General features: G+C 42.7%; 18 protein-coding genes. 9 read left to right on the top strand and 9 right to left on the bottom strand.

Annotation, left to right across the window (positions count from 1 at the left end; genetic code table 11):
• Positions 1-48: 48 nt before the first annotated feature.
• A complete protein-coding gene (locus ABKW31_RS17635) occupies positions 49-1,221 on the bottom strand; it encodes an extracellular solute-binding protein (RefSeq protein WP_348617897.1) in 1,173 nt (390 codons plus the stop codon).
• Positions 1,222-1,607: 386 nt separating this feature from the next.
• On the opposite strand from ABKW31_RS17635, the gene ABKW31_RS17630 reads away from it, so the two are divergent.
• A complete protein-coding gene (locus tag ABKW31_RS17630) occupies positions 1,608-2,285 on the top strand; it encodes a hypothetical protein (protein WP_348617896.1) in 678 nt (225 codons plus the stop codon).
• A gap of 85 nt (positions 2,286-2,370) precedes the next feature.
• Here ABKW31_RS17630 and ABKW31_RS17625 read toward each other — a convergent pair whose 3' ends face one another.
• The gene (locus ABKW31_RS17625; protein ID WP_348617895.1) at positions 2,371-3,039 is read right to left on the bottom strand and encodes a hypothetical protein; all 669 of its coding nucleotides are present in this window, start codon (positions 3,037-3,039) and stop codon (positions 2,371-2,373) included.
• A 201-nt stretch (positions 3,040-3,240) separates the two neighbouring features.
• On the opposite strand from ABKW31_RS17625, the gene ABKW31_RS17620 reads away from it, so the two are divergent.
• A complete protein-coding gene (locus tag ABKW31_RS17620; protein ID WP_348617894.1) occupies positions 3,241-3,486 on the top strand; it encodes a hypothetical protein in 246 nt (81 codons plus the stop codon).
• Positions 3,487-3,769: 283 nt separating this feature from the next.
• Entirely contained in the window at positions 3,770-4,543 is a 774-nt protein-coding gene (locus ABKW31_RS17615; RefSeq protein ID WP_348617893.1) for a hypothetical protein, read from the top strand.
• Between the two features lie 452 nt (positions 4,544-4,995).
• Here the strand turns inward: ABKW31_RS17615 and ABKW31_RS17610 are convergent, their stop codons facing one another.
• The 5 genes from ABKW31_RS17610 to ABKW31_RS17590 are packed head-to-tail and all read right to left on the bottom strand — an operon-like array spanning position 4,996 to position 10,520.
• On the bottom strand, positions 4,996-5,757 hold the full coding sequence (locus ABKW31_RS17610) for an SDR family oxidoreductase (RefSeq protein ID WP_348617892.1): 762 nt from the start codon (positions 5,755-5,757) through the stop codon (positions 4,996-4,998).
• A 3-nt stretch (positions 5,758-5,760) separates the two neighbouring features.
• Entirely contained in the window at positions 5,761-6,678 is a 918-nt protein-coding gene (gene mmsB, locus ABKW31_RS17605) for a 3-hydroxyisobutyrate dehydrogenase (protein ID WP_348617891.1), read from the bottom strand.
• A 2-nt stretch (positions 6,679-6,680) separates the two neighbouring features.
• Positions 6,681-7,832, bottom strand: a complete 1,152-nt coding sequence (locus ABKW31_RS17600; protein ID WP_348617890.1) for an enoyl-CoA hydratase/isomerase family protein — start codon at positions 7,830-7,832, stop codon at positions 6,681-6,683.
• 19 nt (positions 7,833-7,851) lie between these two features.
• Positions 7,852-9,009, bottom strand: coding sequence for an acyl-CoA dehydrogenase family protein (locus ABKW31_RS17595; protein WP_348617889.1), 1,158 nt, complete (start codon positions 9,007-9,009; stop codon positions 7,852-7,854).
• A 17-nt stretch (positions 9,010-9,026) separates the two neighbouring features.
• Positions 9,027-10,520 (bottom strand): CoA-acylating methylmalonate-semialdehyde dehydrogenase, encoded by a 1,494-nt coding sequence (locus ABKW31_RS17590; protein ID WP_348617888.1) that lies wholly within the window; start codon positions 10,518-10,520, stop codon positions 9,027-9,029.
• A gap of 242 nt (positions 10,521-10,762) precedes the next feature.
• Here ABKW31_RS17590 and ABKW31_RS17585 point away from each other — a divergent pair, with 242 nt between their 5' ends.
• From ABKW31_RS17585 to ABKW31_RS17575, 3 genes are all read left to right on the top strand, one after another.
• On the top strand, positions 10,763-12,442 hold the full coding sequence (locus ABKW31_RS17585) for a response regulator (protein ID WP_348617887.1): 1,680 nt from the start codon (positions 10,763-10,765) through the stop codon (positions 12,440-12,442).
• Positions 12,443-12,820: 378 nt separating this feature from the next.
• Positions 12,821-12,961: a hypothetical protein gene (locus ABKW31_RS17580; protein WP_348617886.1), complete on the top strand. Its 141-nt coding sequence runs from the start codon at positions 12,821-12,823 to the stop codon at positions 12,959-12,961.
• The gene (locus tag ABKW31_RS17575) at positions 12,954-13,514 is read left to right on the top strand and encodes a demethoxyubiquinone hydroxylase family protein (protein WP_348617885.1); all 561 of its coding nucleotides are present in this window, start codon (positions 12,954-12,956) and stop codon (positions 13,512-13,514) included. The genes ABKW31_RS17580 and ABKW31_RS17575 overlap by 8 nt, the downstream gene beginning before the upstream one ends.
• Positions 13,515-13,810: 296 nt before the next feature.
• Here the strand turns inward: ABKW31_RS17575 and ABKW31_RS17570 are convergent, their stop codons facing one another.
• A complete protein-coding gene (locus ABKW31_RS17570) occupies positions 13,811-14,605 on the bottom strand; it encodes a glucosaminidase domain-containing protein (RefSeq protein WP_348617884.1) in 795 nt (264 codons plus the stop codon).
• Between the two features lie 251 nt (positions 14,606-14,856).
• On the opposite strand from ABKW31_RS17570, the gene ABKW31_RS17565 reads away from it, so the two are divergent.
• From ABKW31_RS17565 to ovoA, 3 genes are all read left to right on the top strand, one after another.
• A complete protein-coding gene (locus ABKW31_RS17565; protein WP_348617883.1) occupies positions 14,857-14,988 on the top strand; it encodes a hypothetical protein in 132 nt (43 codons plus the stop codon).
• A 120-nt stretch (positions 14,989-15,108) separates the two neighbouring features.
• A complete protein-coding gene (locus ABKW31_RS17560) occupies positions 15,109-16,233 on the top strand; it encodes a PatB family C-S lyase (protein WP_348617882.1) in 1,125 nt (374 codons plus the stop codon).
• A gap of 128 nt (positions 16,234-16,361) precedes the next feature.
• On the top strand, positions 16,362-18,527 hold the full coding sequence (ovoA, locus tag ABKW31_RS17555) for a 5-histidylcysteine sulfoxide synthase (RefSeq protein WP_348617881.1): 2,166 nt from the start codon (positions 16,362-16,364) through the stop codon (positions 18,525-18,527).
• Here ovoA and ABKW31_RS17550 read toward each other — a convergent pair.
• Positions 18,496-19,629, bottom strand: a complete 1,134-nt coding sequence (locus ABKW31_RS17550; RefSeq protein ID WP_348617880.1) for an ADP-ribosylglycohydrolase family protein — start codon at positions 19,627-19,629, stop codon at positions 18,496-18,498. The two genes, ovoA and ABKW31_RS17550, sit on opposite strands and share 32 nt — an antisense overlap.
• Positions 19,630-19,901: the final 272 nt, after the last annotated feature.

Raw genomic sequence — 19,901 nt, 5'->3', positions numbered from 1 at the left:
ATGAGGGAAGATTAGTTGCACATAAGACCTCATTGCTTATGCCAAGGTTTAATGTGCTTTATTAACCAGTTTAGATTGTCTCAGTTGCTCTAATTTTTTTACCGTTGAGTCAATATCTGAGTTTTGCATAAACTCCGCTAATACTTCCAAAGCTAAACTAGAAAAATCCTCCACTGAGTCTCTATCAAAAAACTGACTAAAGCCCTTAGCATTTTGTAACAAACTCAAGCCTGCTCGATTAAACTTATTATCAGAAGTGGTACCTGCTTTATTTGGTGGAAATCCACCGGCATATTTGTTGTAGTTCGTTTGCACTTCGGCTTGAGATAAGTAGGTAATAAACTTTCTAGCATCGTCTTTATTCTTGCTGCTTGCCCTGATAAAAAAGACATCCATTGGTGCATCTTCATAAGCTGTATTTTTGGGCACAATTTCTGGGAAGGGCATAAACTCAATGGTTTGTTCTAGGTTGGCCGGGATTCTGGTTGAAAAGAAATTACCAATCAGGGTAAAAGCCGAAAGTTTACGCAATAAATACGGCATAGCTGAACTCCAATTTAGCTGCTCATGACCCGATAAAAAGTATCGTCCATTCACGAGTTCTGCCCAAAACTCAAATAGCTTAATCACCCGTTGATCAGTAAAGGCTATATGGCCTTTTAACAAACTTTGATGAAAATCTAGGCCGTTCAAGCGCAAGTTAATATAGTCAAACCAAGCGCCTAGTATCCAAGGTTCATTACTACCGATAGCAATAGGTTCAATTCCATTACTTTTTAAGGCGTGACAGGCAGCAACAAAATCTTGCCAATTACGCGGGGGGCTAATATTAAATTTCTCGAGTAGAGGTTTATTATAAAAAATGCCCCACTGATAAATAGATAGTGGAATAGCAAAAATCGATTGCTGGTAACTGACAGTATCTAAAGTTGCTGCTGAAAATTCTTTCTGCCATTCATATCGTTTGACTAAATCGTCCAAATTTTCAACATAACCTTGCCGGACAAATTGCATCAAGCGCTCACCGCCATGCCAAAACAAAACGTCAGGGCCCGTTTCACTCTCTAACCATTCAATGATTTGCGGTTTATATTTGACAGAGGATAAACCAATAAAATCAATTGGAATACCGGGGAATTGCTGATTAAAGGTGCGCTCAATTTCAATAAAATTGTAACGTTCAGTCACATTATCGTGCACGACTGCAATGGTCAGGCTCAATGCCTTCGTACTTAAAAATAAGTTTACAACAAGGCCAACAACAGCAATTAGTAAAGTTGAGTAAATCAATCGCAACAAAAGTGCAAACCTCAGTGATTTAAATCGGCTAGAAATTTACCGGCTCACTTATGGCACAAGTCTGCCCTAATGTAAGCGCTATCTTCATCATAGTTATTTTTTTTCAACTTAACAATTTTACATTATCGTAACAACAGCGATTTCAATCCTGCTTGTAAAATCAGGTCGAACAAACTTGCTCAAAATAAAGCAACAACAAGTGAGCAATTACTAATTTAATATTTTTACCAAGGCTTGAAGCATCAAATATGCTAATGTGCGCTCCGTTTATTGTTCGTCCTACATTCAATTAGTTAGCAGGTCAAAATATGATCCCCTGGACCCTATTAGGTACAGCACAAATTCCCAATAATGGTGGTGAGTTAAAATTCTCACAACGAGGAGATGAGTTTTCTATTCGTCTTTCGGGTATACGTGGAGAGTTGATGAATAGTCGAGTATTCAATTCAGAAAAAGTACTTTCCGAATTGGGCTGTGCTCACATTGCAAATAAAGATAATGCCCAAGTCTTAGTGGGCGGTTTAGGTATGGGTTACACTTTGGCAGCCGCTCTAAAAGCATTAAACAGCGCTTCACAAGTCACAGTGGCGGAACTTATTCCCGAAGTAGTTACTTGGAATGAAGGCCCCTTAGGTAATTGTGCAAAAAACCCTCTGAAAGATCCTCGCACCAAAGTACATATCGGCGATGTAAAACAATTATTAGTTTGCAATACCCCCACTTTTGACGCCATCTTACTTGATGTGGATAATGGTCCTGAAGGCCTTACCCATTCTGACAACAATTGGCTTTATTCTGTGGCAGGATTAGAGGCTATTTTTAATATGCTACAAGCCAATGGCAGACTCGCTATTTGGTCTGCTGGACCCGACTATTTATTTAGCGTGCGCTTAAAAAACATAGGCTTTAAAGTAGAAACGCGAATTGTACGTTCTCGACCCGGTAAAGGCAGTAAACACACGATATTTTTAGCAAAAAAACTGTAAAGCAAATTTTTGATTGATGATTCAAGCCACTGTAATACAAGCTCTGTACAGAGTTTAATTCTTGCCGACTAATTTAGGGATAGGTTTAGCTCTGTAATTTTTCTAGAGGATAACCAATATCTAATAAATCATCATATATCTCGTCTAGTTCAACCTCAGGATTCAGTTGCTCAATAATTGCCTGAGTCAAAGGCATATGATGGTAAACAAAGCGAATGGCTGATAAGGGTATATCAGTTTCATAATAATCTTCGGCAAAATCTTGATAAGCTTTGGGTTCGCCATTTAGGCAGCCTAACAAAAACGAAGAACCATCAGGATCATCGGTTTCAGTTGTTTTTAAAGTCGCAAACGACCACTCTGTTTGAGCATATAAACGCCAAAAACAAAAAGATATATTGTTCATATCAAAAGCGGGTTCAGACAATGCACTAGAGAATTCAGCAGGCACTTTACTGAGCGCTATTTTCCAACCTTCTAGCTTGCCTTTATGCAACGAAGATAATGTTGATTCGTGGGCAAAACCTTTGAAAAAACAACCACTGGCGTTAAATAAAACAGTGAAAGAATCTCCGCAACCATTACGCATTGAACCCATTGACTCACCTTCTCCCCAATGCGCATCAAAAGAGTAATACCTGTTATCCCACTCAGGACACATGATTAAATCCAACACGGCTAAAGATTGCAGTAGTCTTTTCAAGCCCTCTATATCTGGAAGCTTATCTAATTTATTAGTTGAAACTGAGTTCATTATATTTCATCTCTTTGAGCGGGCGCTGATTCAATCGCATTTTTTCCATCATTTCAATTAAATCTTTGCTAACAATAGTTAATCAGCCATATGCAATATTGAAAAGAGTAATAAAGTCTAGCTTTGTCACTATACTGAAAGTATTGTTGCAAGCTTAGCTTGCAGAGTATTCATTATCACAACTGAAAAAAGAACCTAACATTGAACCAATCAAATACTAATAAAGCGCCGATACCTGCCAACGTGAGAGTGATGATAGCCCTAGTCGCGACCCCAACGTTAATGGTGATAGGCATGCTGTTTTATACCCTGTTCTTCACTGGATGGCAGTACGTTTCAATCAGTATGATTATTTTTTCATTACTCGGTTTTTTTGCTTATTACGTTGTTATTGTCGGTAAATTGCCAAGCCTTAGGCGCAAAACCAGTGGTACAGAAAGAGGTTAAGTTTTGCTATTGCTGATTCGCAATACAAAGTAATGCACCTTTCGTCCCGAAACGAAGTGAGAAAGCTTGCTTTACCGTCGAGACAAAACACCAGCTCCCTCGTCGCTGCGGTCCTTCGGGATGACAGTTGCCGCAAGCGATACTTTTAACTCTGAAGCTGCTTACCTACTAATCAGATATTGCCAATCAGTAAAGCTAACGATAGGCTTAAATTATTCGCAGATAGTGTCGATGATGCTGAAAGCATTCTTCACCATTGACACACCCGCCCAAGGAAGAAATTATGCTCCTACGCCGTGTTATCCAACATTTCCGTCAACAAGAATGGACATCTATTGGCATTGATTTTGTCATCGTAGTCATGGGGGTATTTATTGGACTTCAGGTATCCAACTGGAATACCGAAAAACAACAGCAAGAACGTGCCAACACTTACTCGCAGCGCCTGTTCGAAGAGTTGAAGATTGAATATGATTATGCCAAGTCACTTTACGATTACCATCTCGCTACACTAGAAGCCGGTAATATAGCTTACTTAGGTTTAAGTGGTGAAAAGCCACTGAATGACGACATCATCCTCATCAATGCGTTTAGAGCAAGTCAATACAATTGGTTTGAGCGACGTCGCTCTGCTTTTGATGAAATTGTCGGCTCGGGAGCACTTTCGCTTATTACTAATACCCAACTCAGAGAAGCTGCGATTGGTATGTATAGCACGCCAATCTTTGATTTAATGCGTTTGGAAGGAGAGTCTTCTGACTATCGCAAACTATTTCGTGAAACGCTCACACCCGCTTCACACGAGAGTTTGCGTCAGACGTGTGGGGACCGTGAAGTCGATCCAGGCGGTAAAAATCTCAATATATTGACCCTGTCATATGCATGTGAAACTGCGCTTAGCCAAGAAATAGTAAAAAAAGAAGTTGAAGCCTTAAGAGCCGATCGAAACTTGTTACGCGCTTTAAAACTTCGCAATGCACAAAATGCAGGCAGAGTATACGATATCGAATCGGCCTTACGCACCCTAGGAATGGATAGCTTGTATAGTAAAAAATAAGCGACGGGATTTATTCTAAGTTATTGCAGGTAGAGGCAGCACTGTGAGTACCAAAAAAATTGATTAAAAGTAATGCGTTATTTAAAAATATGTTGGGGGGGGGGGCAATAGTAAGCAGATTATCCTGTTAAACCATTCGCGGCTAAAGCCGCTCCTACGAGTGCAACATACTGATCATCGGCACGCTATTTTACCCCATCTTCGTATCAGGCTGAGGTATTGTCTTCAAGAGTATGATTTTTATTTCATTACTCGATTTCTTTGCTTATTACATTGTTGTTGCAGGCAGATGCAGCGCTGAGTAGATTATTCAGCTAAACCCGATCCTACGATTGTAGGAGCGGGTTTAGCCGCGAAGCTGTTTGCAGAGCAACAACAACAAAGGCAAAGACGGTGTAAACCTCATCTCAAAAATCAGTTGTCGCTGCGCTTCGCATTTTGTTTCGATGAGTTTACACCCTTGTACCACCATCCAGTTCTAAGGTGCGGCCGGTGAAGTAGTCGTTTTCGAAGATAAACTTGGCGGCGTGGGCTAATTCACTGACATCGGCTAATCGTCCAGCAGGTACGCTTTTAATAAATAGTTCGCGCATTTCGGGGCGCATTTGTTGGGCCATGGCGGTATCGACTAAGCCTGGTGCAATACAACCTGTGCGTATGCCAAAGCGGGCTAGCTCTTTTCCCCAGCTGACTGTCATGGTAGCTACAGCAGCTTTAGAGGCAGAATAATTGGTTTGCCCCATGTTACCTGCACGCGATACTGAAGACAGATTAATAATTACGCCTTTACTCTTGGTTTCGACCATTTGTGCAGCCGCTTCGCGGCTGCACAAAAAGGTACCGGTAACGTTAACGTCGAGCACTGACTGAAACTGTTGACGCGACATTTTATCCACTACTTTGCCTTCTTTAACTTTAAGCAGCATGCCATCGCGCATAATACCCGCGCTATTAATTAAGCCATTGAGTTGGCCAAATTCGGCGACAATAGCGGCAAAGGTTTTTTCTACCTGCGTCTCATCGGTCACGTTAACTACAAACCCTTTGGCTTTTACGTCTAAGGCGATGAGTTCGGCGGCGGTGGCATCAAGTGCTTCAGCTTGCATATCTAGTAGCGCAATATGTGCACCCTGAGCAGCAAACTCTAGGGCCATGGCCTTACCTAAACCTTGGGCGGCGCCCGTAATGGCAATAACAGAATCTTTTAATTGCATGGTTTAACTCTTTTTAGATTGATTAGAAAATAAGGTAAATATACTGGAAAAATCGAGCTGGCCATTGCCCTGCTCACTATGCTGGGAATACAAACGCTGGGCTAGCTCCCCCATAGGCGTGCTAGAGTGACTTTTAGTGGCAGTATCCATGGCTAAGCCTAAGTCTTTTTTCATCAGGTCAACCATAAAACCACCTTTATATCCTTTAGATGACGGCACGTTTGGCATGACATCAGGGCAAGGATTGTAAAGTTCTAATGTCCAGTTACGCCCTGAACTTTGCAGCATAATGTCTGAGACGACTTTAGGATCAAGGCCGTTATCTATGGCTAATTGTAAGGCTTCAGAGGTGCCCGCCATTAACACTGATAACAACATGTTATTACATATTTTAGCGGTTTGGCCTGCACCTAAGGGGCCAGCAAGAAAGATATTTTTACCCATTTTATTCAGCACTGGCAGTGCCTGTTCAAAATGAACTTTTTCGCCGCCAACGATAAAGGTCAGGGTACCCGCTGTTGCCCCACCGACACCACCAGACACTGGCGCATCAATAGAGGCAATACCTTGTTCAGCCAGAGCCTTACCGACTTTTTGCGCGGTGGCAGTATCAATAGTACTTGAGTCAATAACCAAGCACTTTTTATCTAACACACTTATCAAACCTGCTTGGTTTTCACTGCCTAAATACAGCGCATCAACATGTTTTCCTGCGGGTAACATAGATATAACTACATCGGCGCCTGAGACAGCTTCAATTGCTGTTTTGGCGCTAGTCGCACCTTGTGCCACTAATGTTGCAACTGCTTGAGGCATAAGATCAAACACAGTGAGCTTAAATTTAGCTTTAAGTAAGTTGAGCGCCATAGGGCCCCCCATATTACCTAAACCGATAAATGCGATTTTTAGATTGTTTTGCATTATTAACCTTCTAATGGTTGAGGACTGTTATCTAAGGAGACCAGTGGATGCGCTTCACTCGGCCAAGGGGAGACAAAAAATGCCTCGATGACTTCAGATGGAACCGCATCAATATGGGTATATAACCAATTAGGCTGATAATCTTTGTCGACCAGCAGCGCTCTCACCCCTTCCTGAAATTCACCCACGGTGCCGCAATGGCAAGACATCACCAACTCCATTCTGAAACACTCCGCCAGAGACAAGCCCACACCTTTTTTCAGCTGTTCGAAAACGAGGTGCTTAGTAATATTAGAACCAGCTTTTAGGGTTTTTTGGGCCTTGGCCAACCAAGGGTCTTGCTGACTATCAAGGGCCAGAATACGCTCTTCAACGTCTTCTACTCGTTTACAAGTGGCCAGTTCGTTGCACAGGGCTTGATAATTGACTATGTTTTCTGGGGGTAATACGCTTTTATCTTCGTAGGCTTGGCACTGGGCATATAACAACAAATGATTGACTTGTTCATCCATTTGCCACTCGATCTGTTGCAACTTTTCAATAAATTGAGCCTTACTTGCATGGGGAATAATATAATCAGCCAACTGACAATACAGCGCATCGGCAGCATTAATGCTGGCACCGGTTAGGCCTAAAAATAGGCCACAGCCCGCAGGCATAAGATTTAAAAAGTAACTACCACCTACATCAGGATATAAACCGATACTTATTTCTGGCATCGCGATACGCGAGGTTTCTGTCACAATGCGGTGACTGGCGCCACTCATTAAACCCAATCCGCCCCCCATCACAATGCCATTACCCCATACCAAAAAGGGCTTTTGGTAGTTATGGATCAAATAATCAAGTTGATATTCCTTGCTAAAAAAGTCCTGCAAGTCAGCGGGTGCGCCTTCACTCTTATTTGTTACCATGGCCTGATACATAGCCACTACGTCGCCACCAGCACAAAACGCCTTATCCAACTGACTATCTAAGATCACCATGCAAACCAAAGGATCGGCCTGCCATGCCAATAATTGAGGACTCAGCAAGTCGATCATATCTCGGTCTAAGGCATTTAATGCCTGGGGTTTATTTAGTGTAGCAAGCCCTATACTGTAGCCGTTTTGGCTAGGCAATAGAGAAAATAAGACTTTGTTTTGTTCTGTCATGTTGCCTTCACTCATTTATTTAAAGAATATCACCGGCTCCCGCTGTCAGCAGCCTGCGACCGATGATCATGCGCATAATTTCGTTTGTCCCTTCAAGTATTTGGTGCACTCGCACATCGCGCACATAACGCTCAAGAGGATATTCTTTAATATAACCATAACCGCCGTGGATCTGTAAGGCTTGATTGCATACTTCAAAACCCACATCAGTCGCAAATCGTTTGGCCATGGCACAATAGGCACTGCATTCTGAGTCTTGTTGATCCAATTTAAAAGCCGCTAATCTTACCATCTGCCGCGCAGCCACAAGCTCTGTCGCCATATCAGCTAACTTAAATTGTAGGGCCTGAAATGCGGCTAAAGGTTTGCCAAATTGTGTGCGTTCTTGCATGTAATTTTTTGCGGTGTTGAGTGCCATTTGCGCAGTACCAATAGAGCAGGTAGCAATATTAATACGTCCACCATCCAAACCTTTCATTGCGAGAGTAAAACCCTGCCCTTCTTCACCTAATAAGTGCTCTTTGGGAACCTGCACATTATCAAACGTAATTAAACGCGTAGGCTGGGCATTCCAACCCATTTTTTCTTCTGCCTTACCATAAATAACTCCAGCAGCATTAGCAGGCACCACAAAGGCTGAAATGCCTTTAGGCCCAGCGGCACCAGTACGTGCCATTACCACTAAGACGTCTGTTTCACCGGCGCCAGAAATAAACATTTTAGAGCCGTTCAACACATAGTTGTCGCCATCTAACTTGGCTGTCGAACGCATTGCAGCAGCATCTGAGCCAGAGCCCGGCTCGGTTAAACAATACGAGGCTAGTTGCTCACCTGTGACCAAACTCGGGCAGTAGTGGGCTTTGGCACTGTCAGTACCCCAAGTAGCTATCATCCATGTAGCCATATTATGAATCGTCATCATGGCTGTAGTCGCTGTGCAACCCATAGCCAATTGCTCGAATATAATCGAAGAATCTAAACGACTTAAGCCTAAACCACCCACATCTTCAGGTGTATACAAAGAGCAAAATCCAAGCTCTCCGGCTTTTTGGATGGTGTCTTTAGGAAAGATATGCTCTTTGTCCCACAGGGCCGCATACGGCGCTAATTCTTGTTCAGCAAACTGTTTCGCGGTGTCAGAAAAAGCAATTTGATCTTCAGTTAAATTGAAATTCATCGTTTTAAGCTCCCGGATTAGCGCAATGAAATAGTCATATTTGCGCCACCGGCTTGCGCATCTTCATCAAACCAACGTGCTGTGACCGTTTTAGTTTCGGTGTAAAAACGAATAGCTTGTTTGCCATAGGCATGTAAATCACCATAGAAGGAGTTTTTCCAACCTGTAAAAGAAAAGAACGGTAAAGGCACCGGAATCGGCACATTAATACCTACTTGCCCTACTTCTATTTCATGTTGATATTTACGCGCTGCGCCGCCACTATTGGTGAAGATTGAGGTACCATTACCGTAAGGATTACGATTTACCAGTGCAATCGCTTCATCAATAGTATCCACTGCCATGCAGCACAACACTGGGCCAAAAATTTCTTGCTGGTATATCGTCATGCTTTCATCAACATTAGTAAATACGGTCGGCCCCACCCAATTACCATCTTCGTAACCAGGTAAACTAAACTCAGAGCCATCAACTAAACATTCGGCGCCTTGGTCTTTTCCTTGTTGAATTAACGCCAATACACGCTGCTTCGCTTGCGGGCTAATTAAGGGACCAAAACCAGCTTCAGGATCATTCCACAAGCCTGGTTTAACTGCCTTTAATAGCTCGGCTAATTCTGGGATCCACTCTTTAGCTTCACCTACAAATACCGCGACAGAAATCGCCATACAGCGCTGACCTGCAGCACCGACTGAAGCGCCAACCAAATTATTCAGCACTTGATTTTTACTGGCATCAGGCATTATAACCGAATGATTTTTGGCACCTGCAAAACACTGAGCGCGTTTCATATTATCGGTCGCTGTTTTGTATATATGCTGACCAACAGGCACAGAGCCTACAAAAGATACCGCCCGGATTTCAGGCTCAGCGAGTAACTTATTCACTTGGTCTTTGCCACCATGGATCACGTTCAAAACGCCTTTGGGCGCGCCGGCTTGCATAAATAACTCTGCCAACTTCATAGGCGTAAGCGGGTCTTGCTCAGAAGGTTTGAGAATAAAAGTATTACCACAGGCTATGGCCAAGGGAAACATCCACAGTGGTATCATGGCTGGAAAATTAAAGGGCGTGATACCCAAACACACACCTAATGGTTGAATATAGCTGTAAGTATCAATACCACGGGCCACGTTTTCGGCTGTTTCGCCCATCATTAATGATGGTACATTCATCGCCTGTTCAACCACTTCGATACCACGCCATACATCGCCTTTAGCATCAGCCAAGGTTTTACCGGTTTCCTGACTTAAAAGGGTCGCAATCTCATCATGGTGATCTTTAAGTAGTTGTTGGTAGCGCATCATTACGCGGGCTCTTTCTGATGCAGGTACTTCTCGCCATGTTAAAAAAGCTTGTTTAGCGGCCTCTACAGCAGCGGCAAGTTCTGCATCTGTTGCACAGGGAGCTTTAGCAATAACTGAGTTATTGTTTGGATTTGTAACCTCAATAAATTGAGTTGATTCAGAGGCAATAAAATCGCCATTAATAAGCAATGGAACGTGATGCATAAAAATCCTTCAATTGAATAAATAGCCAGGCAAACATGGCTCGTTAAAAATTTGTTAGCAACTGTAGCAAACTTTTTACCTTTACGTTAACGTTAAGTGCCAAATTTTAACGATTTCACTGCCAACTTCTGTATACAGAAGGCACAATTAACACCCGAGATTTAATTGATATAACTTTGTGTTAGTTTATTTGTGTTAGCCTGATATGCTCGTGAATATGGAAGGATTTTTTCGCTGTCACTATGTTGCCCCAAAAACTAAAAGCTGCGGTAGTTGAAGATAACGAATTGGCCCGTGCCAACATCCGCAATCATCTTCTCGACATGGGATTTTCTGAGATAGCCACGTTCTCCAATGGTCGAGAATTAAAAGCCAATCTCAAAACACGAAAATTTGATTTACTGCTAATGGATTTCCATCTGGGTCAAAATAAAAATGGCGTGGAAGTCGTACAAGACTTACGACACTTACATTTGCTCAAGCACATTACCTGCGTAATGTTTGTTACCTCCGACCGACTGCCACTTATCATTGGACAAATTGTTGACCTTCAGCCAGAAGCGTTAATTGTTAAACCCTACACTATTGGTAACTTCACAAAAAATGTGCGCAACTGCGTTAAATTACATCTTTACTTGCGCCCTATTTATGAATTGATGGACCAAAATAATTTTGCTCAAGCCTTGAGTATGGCTGAAACCTTATTCAGTTCCAACGAAGATCCACGCAAGCAAAATTCATTAATCAAACTACGGGCAAGACTGTTAAGTAAACTCGAACGCTATGCAGAAGCAAGCAAATTGTATCGCGACATATTGCAAGGCTCAGACAAAGTTATTTGGGCCAAGTGGGGCTTAATTCAAAATCTTTTTCTCGATAACCAAATCGAAGAAAGCCAAAGCTTGTTACACCAATTAACCAAATCTCAATTAACCAGTAACCGTGCAAGTGAATGGTTGGCGCGAATTTGCGTCAATGCTAATCACTACAGTCGCGCCGAAACTTATATGCAGCAAATTCGTGAAGGAGAGTTGTCACTTTCTGCCGCTAGGCTCAAAGCCTATATTTACCAAGCTTTAGAGCGACCCAAAGATGCGATATCCTTACTTGAGCGCAAACGCGAATCAAACCGAACAGTGCGTGACCGCTTTGAGGAAATTACCCTAGATTTAGCCCGCTGCTACTTATTTGAGGCAGAAGAGAAAGCCAGCGATGAAAGAGCCAACGAATTGCATATCGCCAAATTTCTGATTGGCTCTGTAGGTCGAAAAACTGTTGATGCCCGCCTGACCATTCAAAAAAACTACATGTATGCTACCGTTGCTCATTTAGAAGGCAACCACAAAAAATTAATCGAGTGTTTGGCACGTCCAGGCATGGATAAACTCGATGATGCTGAGATTTCAACCTTATTTGATGCCATTAATGCCAATCATATAGTGGGTAATACCGAACGGGCCCAAGCCTTATTAGAACAAAGCCTGCGTAAATTTAAAGCCAGTGAAGAAGGAAACGAGAAGACTGTTTCCAAAATTTTGCTGGTCAAAAACCAAGAAACTATTGGTGATCATAAGCCTACAGCTTTAGAAATTAATAAACGCGGTTTAGAAAAATACGCAGCAAAAAATTATGTCGCAGCCCTAGAAGAGTTTTATCGCGCCTACTCATTATTTCCCCGTGAAATAGCCTTTAGTTTAAATATACTGCAGAGTCTGGTCGAAGCTGAAATTGAAAAATTCAAAGAGATCGAAACACAAGAATTGCTCAACGAATTACAAAATCGCAAACTAAATACAGGCAATAAAAAACGATTAGATGAAATTCTGCGTAATTTGCATAAAAAGCAAAAAGCCGCGCAAAAAACACCACAGCAGACCAAGCCAAATGTTGGTTCACCTCTCCCAGTTTCCAAAGGCGAATAAGCTTCAGTCATCATCTGCAGTAGCTGACCCTTTGCCTGCTTAATGCAATTTTATTTTCGTTGATCGAAGCCGGCTTTAATATATGCAATAGCGTGTTTATAAGTAGCCGAATCATTTGCATCCATTTTTGCAGACAATAATATCGCGTGGTCAAATCTAATATTGATGTAAAAAGTGCGTGGTTTTCATTTCTTGGCACATTTTAATATCAGGTTATATTGACCGAAGGTAAGACTCGCAAGTCCTTTTTTTGGGCAAAAAACTTATAACACTCCAGTCTTCTGCTGAATAAATAAACAAGCTAAATTATTTGAATGATCCTCTTTAATCAAACTTCGTAATTTCCTTTATATACAGTTTAGTTAGTAGGAGTTGTTTGTGAGTGAAGCTTGGGTGGCCTATATAGTTGTTGGGCTGGCAGTATCGATGATAGCAAGTCTCGGTATCGTTCTAATGTCACTATCTCGTAAAAATACCCAAGCCAGGGTTGACGAGCAATGCCAACATAAAGATGCATAAACTAACTGCCATAAATAACATACGGTATAGTCATTCTGTCTGCGCTGAGCTTCGTGCCAGCCATGCTGGAGAAACAGGTGCAGTTTGGATATATCGGGGCATTTTGTTGGTCAATTGTTTCAGGCGTGATTGTACCATCGAAAAATTTGCCCAGCATCATTTAGCCACAGAGAAAAACCATCTCATTCGCTTTGAAAACCTTATTCATCGATTTAGAGGCAGTGGCCTACTTTTGCTCTGGATAATAGCTGGGTTTGTGACGGGAGCATTATCAATGATGCTGGGTAGAAATTGGGTTTATTATACGATTTATAAAGTAGAAACTTTTGTTGATGTTCATTATCGGCGACAAATAAGCACCTTGACACAACTTAACTTTGCCGACAAAACTGAAATTATACAAATGATGGCATCTTGTAATGCCGATGAGCAAGCTCATAGAGACGAAGCGCTGCATGCCATCGTAGGCAAACCCAATTTTGCGATGAGGATTTGGGGTCAACTTGTCGCTGCCGGCTCCCATGGAGCTGTTGTGATTGCAAAGTTACTCTAAAAATAAATTGCTAGTAATGGGAAAAGCGAAAAGACAGCGAGTACTCAAACAGTGTGAACAGTGCAAAAAGTCGCAGCCACTATTGTATAGAGTGAGAGTGGAAGCACTCTCACCTTGGATTTTTCTTTGTTCGGCATGTCAATCGAAAGCAAAAAGCCAAACATACTACCAATATGGTGGTACTTGGAAGTACAAAAAGCGAAATTAAGGGGGAGGCCAATAGCGTTTACAGGTAAAATCAAAAGTGAACCTGCGCAACGATGGTTGCGCAAGCTCTCAGCAACAGAAATTGCTTGTTAAGAGGCAGTGTCTGAAGCCATAAAAGTCTTATTCACTCTGATCATTTGGCGGAGCTCTTCAATATATTCTTCACCTCGCTCAGAATATTTAATTAAGCCTTCAGCCAATGCATGTCCAGTCACCTCTTTGTCATCCTCAGTCAGTTCTAAACGAATAAGACGTAAATCTTTATAAGCTGGATGGCTATTCAAATTTCGCATATATGAATACATACCCTCACTCAGGTCATCAAACTTAGCAACTTCGTGAGCCGCGCCGTCATTTCGCTGTTTAGGTACAAATCCACAACCTTCTTCAAAACACCATATGCCGAAGAAATTATAGCCTTTGCGGGCAAATCTAGATGTCCCCCAGGCAGACTCGTTAGCTGTTTGAGCCAAGACTAAGTCTGCGGGAATTACGTCAACTTTACGCAGTAATTCGGTGTATACCGCTTCAGGCTCTTCAATATTTTTAACTCGGTATTCGGTAATCAACCAATCCAACTCTTCTTGTTGCGCTGCTGATAACTCTTGGTCAGCTAAGTGTAAAGCTTGAAAATCAAATATTAACGAACGAACAGTTGCTATATATTCATTCTGGGCGGCAATGGCTGGCTTTAAATAATCAAAAAAAGCGCGTTTTTTCTCTTGCACTCTCTCATATTGGTTAAAGTCTGGTACTGGCTCACTTGCATATTCTAAGGTAGGGAAGTTTTTAACGGTATTGGTAGTTGCTTGCATGTAGATAAGCCCAAATACTAGGGCTAATAACACTATAAGAGATATCGAGACAATTTTAATCTTGTACATTAAACGCTCCTTGGTCATGGTTGTTTGTCTTATTATGGCATTGCACACCTTGTTCATAACAACACTAGGTTTGACACAATCATGTACATAAACTAACCGACTTTGGTTCTTTCTTCAAATATGACAAGTAAAGACAGGGTATAAATATATAGTTTGTTTATACCTAGCAACTCAATGTTAAGATCAAAATCCACCTGAGTCACTGTGTCTGGCCGTCAACTCCAAAACAAGCCCAGAGTAATAAGCAATACATGTTAAATTTCACCCCATATCAGTACGGATGTTATCAGCAAAGTGTTAATTTGGATGACGGCAATCCTTCATTTGTTGAGGCTGACCATGATATTTGCTTATCAGCCGCAGCAGACAAACAAAGCATGTAATATTCCCACAAGTTCTTGGGTTATTTCGACTTGTGTTTTAACCTAATACAAAGGTTGATAGTAACAGGCAAAGTTGTCTGTTTTCTGCAGACTGCCAAATTAATGATCAAAGGATTCCCAATGAACTTCAGTGATAAACCTGACCGCACATCTTCAAAAGCTTATAAATGGGAAAAATATAAGGGTACAGATATCCTGCCTATGTGGATTGCTGATACCGAATTTCGCTGTGCTGAGCCTATTTTATCTGCCTTACATCAGCGTATTGAAGACGGTCTATTTGGCTATACCTTACCGGCTCACGATACAGATGCCACTGAGGCTGTAGTGGCGTGGTGTCAACGTCAGTATAACTGGAAGATTGATCCAAGTTGGCTAGTCTGGACTCCTGGTGTAGTGCCTGCGTTTAATGTGGCTATTCAAGCTTATTGTCAAGCGGGTGATACTGTGATCGTACAAACCCCCAACTATCCGCCCTTATTAGCCGCACCAGCAATTAATAAGCTAAATCGAACTTGTATAGGCACAGTTGAAGTAGATGGTCGATGGACACTTGATTTCAATGCCTTAGAAGAGGCCGCCGCAGATCCTAAAGCAAGCTTATTTATTATGTGTAATCCGATGAATCCGCTTGGCTCAGTATTAAATCAGGAAGAGCTAAACAGAATTGCAACAATATGCAGAAAACACGGCGTTATGCTGTGCTCTGATGAAATACACTGTGATTTGATTTTAGATGACCTACCTCATTTACCCGCCAGTGCCCACCCTGAATTGGCAGAGCATTCAGTAACACTAATGGCCGCCAGTAAAACTTTTAATGTCGCTGGCTTAGGTACGTCATTTGCCATTATTCCAAACGCAAAATTAAGAGCAGCCTTTAACCATGCCTCCCGCGGAATTGTGCCATGGGTAACTGTGACAGGCCTGACCGCCACAAATGCAGCCTTTAGACATTGCGATGATTGGCATCAACAACAAGTGGCTTATTTAAGAGAAAATCGTGATTATTTAGTCACTGAAATCAACAAAATCGAAGGTTTAAAAGCTATCTCACCTGCCGCAACTTTTTTACTGTGGGTAGATGCTAGCGGTTTGCAAGTAACAGATACGCAAGCGTGGTGTGAAGCCAAAGGTATTGGTCCATCAGCGGGCAGAGATTTTGGTGAGAAAGACTTTTTTCGCCTGAACTTTGGTTGCTCACGAGATTATTTAGTTGAAGCAATCAAAAAGCTGCAGGGCTAAGACCTTAAACTTTTGGCTAAACAGTGGTTTTTTGGCAAATAAAATCTAATTAAGGTAAAAAGGTTAAGCCTTTATCCAGTATTTATCCGTATGACTGTAGATTAAAAATTAAAGGAACGTGTTTCACGATGACATTACCTATAGAAAATGCTCAAGAAATAGCTCAACAATCTGCTACTTTCGTTGACTCTAGAGCATTGCGCAGACCCCCTAAACTGACCAGTGGCACTGTAGATGATAAGCGCAAAGAAATAGCGCTTTACTTCACCAACACCTTTGATACCTATACGGGACTTTTTGATTGTTTGCGCGACGATGCTGGTTTCTATCAAAAACCTATCCCCTTGCGCCACCCGCTTATTTTCTATCTTGGGCATACTGCAACTTTTTTCATCAACAAGCTACTATTGGCAAAACGGATACCTGGGCGGATTGACGCTCATATGGAATCAATTTTTGCAGTGGGTGTTGATGAAATGAGCTGGGATGATTTGTCCGAAGATAATTACGACTGGCCCAGTGTTTCTGCAGTAAAACATTACCGCACTTTGGTGCGTGCCAAAGTATTAAAACTAATCAACACTTTGGATCTTGCCCTACCCATTGATTGGGAGAATACTTGGTGGCCAATCGTCATGGGCATTGAACACGAGCGTATTCACCTTGAAACGTCGTCTGTACTTATTCGTCAACATGAACTGGCTAAGGTCCAGCCCTTACCTCAATGGCCTGCTTGCAAAGATACAGGCCAAGCGCCAAAAAACAAACTTATAAGCGTGCCCGCCGGTTCAGTTAGCCTTGGGAAATCCTTTGATAGTGCCTTCTATGGCTGGGACAACGAATACGGCCAACATAAGGCAGAGGTGGCCGAATTTAAAGCCAGCCAATATTTAGCCAGCAATCAAGAATTCCTTGAATTTGTTGAGGATGGTGGTTATGAAAAAAACCAGCTTTGGAGTGATGAAGGTCGTGCATGGCGACAGTTTACTGAGGCGAAGCACCCGGCTTTTTGGCGTTGGCATAATGGCTGGCGTTTGCGCCTAATGACTGAAGAAATTGATATGGCTTGGGACTGGCCAGCTGAAGTTAACTATCATGAAGCGAAAGCTTTTTGTGAATGGAAAACGGTCGAAACTGGACAACAGATTCGCATGCCAACTGAAGACGAGTGGCATCGCCTTTGCTCGCAAGCTGGCGTTAAGGAGCTGGGTAATAGTGCCGCCAATGCTAATTTGCATCTGGATCATTTTGCATCATGCTGCCCCGTAACGCGCTATCAACATGGCAATTGGTATGATGTGGTGGGCAATGTGTGGCAATGGACTGAAACGCCTATTTATCCCTTCGACAACTTTAAAGTACATCCGCTGTACGACGATTTCACCACCCCAACTTTTGATGGTAAACACAATCTGATCAAAGGTGGTTCATGGATTTCAAGTGGCAACGAAGCACGTCTTGGGGCGCGTTATGCATTTAGGCGTCACTTTTCGCAGCACGCCGGATTTCGCTACATTGCCTCTGAAGTTGAGGCGACGTCTCCTAAGGCTTACTACGAAAGTGATCAGTTATTGTCAGAATATGCAGAGTTTCACTTTGGTGACACCTGGTATGGCGTAGAGAATTTCCCCAAAGCTTTAGCGGATATTGCACTTGAGGCGATGAAGGGCAAACCCACCGGCAAAGCGCTTGATTTAGGCTGTGCCTGTGGTCGAGCAAGTTTTGAGTTGGCCCGTCAGTTCGATGAAGTAGACGGTATTGATTTCTCAGCAAACTTTACCCGCCTAGCGACTAAAATGGCACAGCAAGGCGCAGTGCGTTACGCCCGCGCCGAAGAGGGCGAATTGGTTAGCTATCATACTCGAACCCTTCAAGAACTAGGCTTAGAAACTTACGCAAACCGTGTTGGATTTCATCAAGGCGACGCCTGTAACCTAAAACCCCAATTCACTGCGTATGATTTAGTTCTGGCGGCTAATTTGATTGACCGACTCTACCAACCGAGTCGTTTTCTGGCTGATATGGCACAGCGTATCAATGATGGCGGCTTGCTTATTATTGCATCGCCCTACACTTGGCTGGAAGCACATACACCCAAAGAAGAATGGATAGGTGGCTTCAAAAAAGATGGCGAAAACTACAGCACATTAGATGGCTTGAAAGATCAACTATCAAGCCACTTTAAGTTGGTAGGTGAGCCGCGTAAAGTTCCCTTTGTGATCCGTGAAACTCAGCATAAGTTTCAACATACCTTGTCTGAACTTACAGTGTGGGAGCGCTTGCCACGGGGATAAGCGCCTCAATTTCCTGAGCAATCAATTTGTGGTCTGCCAGTTGTTCAAACCAACTGGTGGTCACAGTATCACTTTGTAATCCAAGCAAGGTTCCCAGCACCATGCCGCGGTGTACGTTGTCTCCCCCTAGGTTGGTATTTACTCGCAACGCTTGCCAAGGATCATTTTGGTATTTACTGGCCAGATACAAGACGACAGGCCAAGAATCTGAAATATAACATGCTCTTGAAAAAATCTGCCCGACTACCTGATTGTCGGGCAAGTTACGTTTAAGCAGACCGGCTAAATCAGTGCTCGCTGAGCCCTTACTTGCTTCAAGTAAAAGTGCCTTAACGCCAGCCTCGTCAGGCCCATCCATCAGACCACACAGCAGTTGCACATAACGATCACAGACCTGCATTAAGGATTCATCAGGATGGGTCAGGGCCAGATGGGCTCGACAGGCTATCTTTATCTCGGCTACGCTGGCGCCCCTAAGTCGTTCTGAAAAAACCAAAGGCGCTATTGTCACCAATGCGCCAATAGATGCCGTGTCGTGAGTTATCATTCCACAGTTTTCGGGCTTGCGTCCCTGCACCAAGTTAGCAAAATATCCTCGATGATAGGATTCGGCGTAAGTATCGGGGTGAGCTGGGGGGACCATTGTCATAAAGTCAATGTAGGCATTAACAAATGCCTGTCGGTCATAGCCTTGTGGCGAGCTCGCCAAGGTGCGCATCAGCACACGTGCACAATGTGCGTTGAGGGTGTTTTCACCAGCCTGCATGCCTTGATGATAATGCACATTCGGTCTGTCCCAAAACTGCGCCTTATCTTTTAAAATAACATCACCTACCACTTGCGGCGGCTTATCTTTCGATGAATGTCCGTTGGATGACCTATCATTCGACTGCCTCCCCCCTTTGTGTTTGGAGTGCAAGGACATAATAGATGAGGGGTGAAACTCAGGCGCGGCCTCAAAGCGCTGGATACCACCAGCAAAGGCAAGCTCTATTTCCATTGGTTGATAATACCAATGTACCGGCATAGCCAAAGCATCAGCAATAAAACTTGTTCTGAGCGCAAAGTTTACGCGAAGTGATGGTGAAGAATTGTGGTTCATGAGTATGCCTCTATCACCTCGTAAAAAAATAACTAGCAATCACATCAGTTAACCCAGCAATGGCTACTTGACCCGTTATTTCTTTGGCTGTGAATATTGATTAGAACTGAATTGAGATAGTAGATACGTGAACTAAGCAAACTGGATTTTTTTTACAGCAAATTAACCTTACAAGCTGTAATCCATTCCACCTCAGTCCTAATCTCTTAAAAAGTATTTAAATAATTAGAAAAATGACGAAGCCGCTTCGTATTCAAGAGGAGCTTACAGAG

It is taken from the genome of Paraglaciecola sp. 25GB23A, from assembly GCF_040012495.1.
Taxonomy (GTDB): Bacteria; Pseudomonadota; Gammaproteobacteria; order Enterobacterales; family Alteromonadaceae; genus Paraglaciecola.
Note: the sequence above shows the minus strand (reverse complement) of the source record. Positions and strands in the feature narration are given on the sequence as shown.